The 3,715-nt window shown below is 51.9% G+C and carries 2 protein-coding genes; both read right to left on the reverse strand.

Features of this window, described 5'->3' with window-relative positions:
• Nucleotides 1-1,805, reverse strand: a 1,805-nt coding sequence (locus THISIDRAFT_RS13535; RefSeq protein ID WP_221914052.1) for an N-6 DNA methylase, incomplete at its 3' end; no start/stop codon positions are given.
• A 209-nt stretch (nt 1,806-2,014) separates the two neighbouring features.
• Nucleotides 2,015-3,715 (reverse strand): type ISP restriction/modification enzyme (locus THISIDRAFT_RS13540; protein WP_221914053.1); only part of this gene is annotated, 1,701 nt, incomplete at its 5' end.

Genomic DNA, 3,715 nt, shown 5'->3' on the forward strand with positions numbered 1-3,715 from the left:
TCTTTCTTTTTTGTACTGCCATGTAGATCAATAATATATATTTTATCAAATGTTTCCAGCATTGATTTGCGCATTTGACGATGAATGAGTCCGTCAAGAAAGCTGTTGTTTGTAATGACGCCGATAATACCTTCACCGGTTTTTTCAATCAGGTGTTGGGCAAAGCGGATGAATTTGATGTAATCGTCTGAAAGTGGCTGAATATTACGTTCTTTAAGATCACGCTTGTAATCCATCATTAAGTGGTTGATCCACTCGCCGGTGTTGGCGCTACTCACTGAGTAGGGCGGGTTGCCGATGATGCACATGATGGGCATGTCGCGTTTGATGGTGTTGGCGCCTTTGGCTTCGCGGGAGAGCCATTGGCTGAAGAGGAGGGTTTGGTTGGGCGGGGCGCCTTCTTCGAGGGCGTTGGTGAGATACACCGATAGGCGCGGGGCGCTGGCGGTGGGTTGGTAGCCCATGTCGGTGAGGATCATGTCGAGTTTCATGTGGCACATGGCATAGGAGGCCATGAGGATTTCAAAGCCGTGGAGGCGGGGCATGAGGTCTTGTTCGAGGTATTGGGACCACAGGCCGGGGGCGATGCCCTGGATTTTGGGGGCGATGCGTTTGATGACCTCGGCAAGGAAGGTGCCGGTACCGGTGGCGGGGTCGAGGATTTGTACGCGGTGGAGGGTTTTTTTGATGGTTTGGCGGCGGCCTTTTTTGTCGGTTTGGCCGGTTTCCCAGTGGTCGAGGGTGAGGGTGCTGGTGTCGGCCAGGCCGTCGGGCAGGCCGAATTCATGTTGCAGGAGGTCGTCTACGGCGCGCACGATGCATTGGACGACGGGTTCGGGGGTGTACCATACGCCTCGGGCTTTGCGTTTGGCGGGGTTGTAGGCGGCGAGGAAGGTTTCGTAGAAGTGGAGGAAGGGGTCGTGTTGGCCGGTGAGTTTGCCAAAGTGGGCGAGGAGGCTTTTGACATCGGCGGCCTGGAAGACGTCGGCGAGGTCGTCGATGATCCAGGCGATGCGGTCATCAAGTTCTACGCCAGCGATGTAGCCGAATAGTGAGCGCAGGAAGGGGTTGGATTTGGGCAAAAGTTCGAGGGCTTCCTGGCGGCTGAAGGTGTCAAGGCGGGTGTCGTGGAGGCGGGCGGCAAACAGGCCGTAGGCGATGGTTTCGGCGTAGAGGTCGGCAAAGTCGGCGGGGCTGATGTCATGGATGAGGTGTTCTTTGAAGGCGTGGTATTGGCCGGTGAGTTCGTGTTCGGGGTGGGTGTCGGCTTGTAGGGTGTTGTGGAGGATATCTTTGATGAGCAGGGCTTTGCCGGCCATGCGTTCGGCCAGGTCTTGGGGTTTGGTGATGGTTTGCGGGCGTTGGACGATGAAGTCGCGCAGCAGGTTGTCGAGGCTTTGGTAGTGTTCGGGGTGGGGCTGGATGTGGCCGTTTTGCAGGCTGGCGATGGTGAGGGTTTTCAGGCGTTCGCCGTTGCGGTAGTAGTCCCAGTCCAGGCCGTTGGTGTAGAGGAGGTTGGGAAGGGCTTTGCGGTAGCGGTCGAGTTGGGCTTTGTTGCTGTCTTTGAGGGTGCGCAGGTTGATGCTGAGGTCTTTGGCTTCGAGGTGGCCGATGACGATGTCGTTGCGCTGGATGATGAAGTCGGGGGCGCCGCAGGCGATGCGCTTGGGTTCGTTGATGGCGCGAATGCTGGGGTCTAGGCTGTTGAGCAGGCTTTCCAGCGCGGCGCGGTAGGAGTGTTCGGTGGCGTGGCCGCTTTGGTGGGTGGTGTGAATGCGTTGGATGAAGTCGCTGATCCGGCTCATGGACGGCTCCTTGTGGTGTTTGTTGTTGGGTTGTGTGGGGGAGTTTACTGTATTTTTGGGAGGTGTGGCGGCGGCTTCCAGCCGTCGCTTTTTTTTAAGCGGCATCTGGAAGATGCCGCCACGGGGAGCGCTGAGTTGTACTCGGCCAGTCAGAACACGCACTAAAAGCCAGCCGAGTGTAACTCGGCGCTCCGGAGGTGTTTGCACGGTTAGAGATCCATGTGAAGGGTGTGCATGATGCGTTGGGTTTCGCTGAGGACTTTGATGATGCGTTGGTAGTGTTTGACTTCTTCAAAGTTGAGGGTGCGGCCTTTGCGGTCTTTGAGCCATTTTTGGGCGGGTTGGTAGCCGCCGATGTAGAAGTTCCAGGCGATTTCGGGGGCGTTGTCGAAGTATTGCTGGGCGTTGATGTAGATTTTGCCGTCGGTATAACGCGGTGTGTTGATGATGTTATCGCCGTCGCCGGTGAAGGGGTAGGGGGTGGGGCCGATGGCGGCGGGTTCCATCAGATGCAGTTGGCGGAGTTGGTTGCCTTTGGCGGCGATGTCCCAGAATTGTTGGGGGCTGGTGGGCCAGGGGATGCGGGGGAAGTCGATTTTGAGGAATTCGGCGTAGGTTTGGCGGTAGGCGGGGCTGTGCAGTACGCCGTAGAGGTAGTCGAAGACGTTGAGTTCGTCAGGGGTGCCGTGGTCGGGATGGGTGGCCAGCGTTTGCAGTTTGGCGTAGAGCGCGGGGTCGAAGTTGACGCGGCGCGTTTGGTCGATGTCTTGGTCAGTGGGGTAGAGGTAGAGGGGCATTGTGTAGCCAGTTTCAGACGTGTTTAATGACACGTAGCACATATCAGAAACAAAGTTATGTACCAAGCAATGCTGGTATGCTTTTCCTCTAAATTGCCTGCAAAGCTGCAATCCAAAATTTTCTTTATTTTTCAATAAATTATGCATCACTCTCATTCTATCAAAATCAATTACACATGAATCATAATATATGAATCTGCTATCAAATGGACGATAGCTGCATAATGTAACTTTTTCTGCATTGAAGGAATTACTTTTTCTCGAATCTGAGAGGCTCCAATCTCTATTGTCTTTTAGCTTCATTTCAGCACGAATAATTTCGTCAGCTGCAGATTTATCGAAAAAACGCTTTAAGCGATTTTCTAGGGAAAGCTTATCTATATCTATAACAAAATTATCACGATGTGTTTTTATGCCAGATGAATTTATTGGCATAAAATTATCAACCTTAAAGCCTTCTTCGTATTTTTTTTGCTGCTCAAAATCTTTTGGAATAAAGAAATAATTTGGCTTTTCTGGTGAGATTTTTTTAAATTGCATTTCGCTCAGCATTAATTTTTCTAATTCTGCGTGCTTTGCTTTGCGCTCACCCCACATATCAATATGATGCACCTCTGCTAAAACGCTGCGAGAGCCTTTCTTTTTGAGGGCAATGGTGATACCGACACCTTGCTGTATGTCAAAAACATTTTTATCGGGCTTGCCATCTGGTGTCACTTCTTTCTTTTTTGTACTGCCATGTAGATCAATAATATATATTTTATCAAATGTTTCCAGCATTGATTTGCGCATTTGACGATGAATGAGTCCGTCAAGAAAGCTGTTGTTTGTAATGACGCCGATAATACCTTCACCGGTTTTTTCAATCAGGTGTTGGGCAAAGCGGATGAATTTGATGTAATCGTCTGAAAGTGGCTGAATATTACGTTCTTTAAGATCACGCTTGTAATCCATCATTAAGTGGTTGATCCACTCGCCGGTGTTGGCGCTACTCACTGAGTAGGGCGGGTTGCCGATGATGCACATGATGGGCATGTCGCGTTTGATGGTGTTGGCGCCTTTGGCTTCGCGGGAGAGCCATTGGCTGAAGAGGAGGGTTTGGTTGGGCGGGGC

This window comes from Thiorhodospira sibirica ATCC 700588, assembly GCF_000227725.2.
Classification (GTDB): Bacteria; Pseudomonadota; Gammaproteobacteria; order Ectothiorhodospirales; family Ectothiorhodospiraceae; genus Thiorhodospira; species Thiorhodospira sibirica.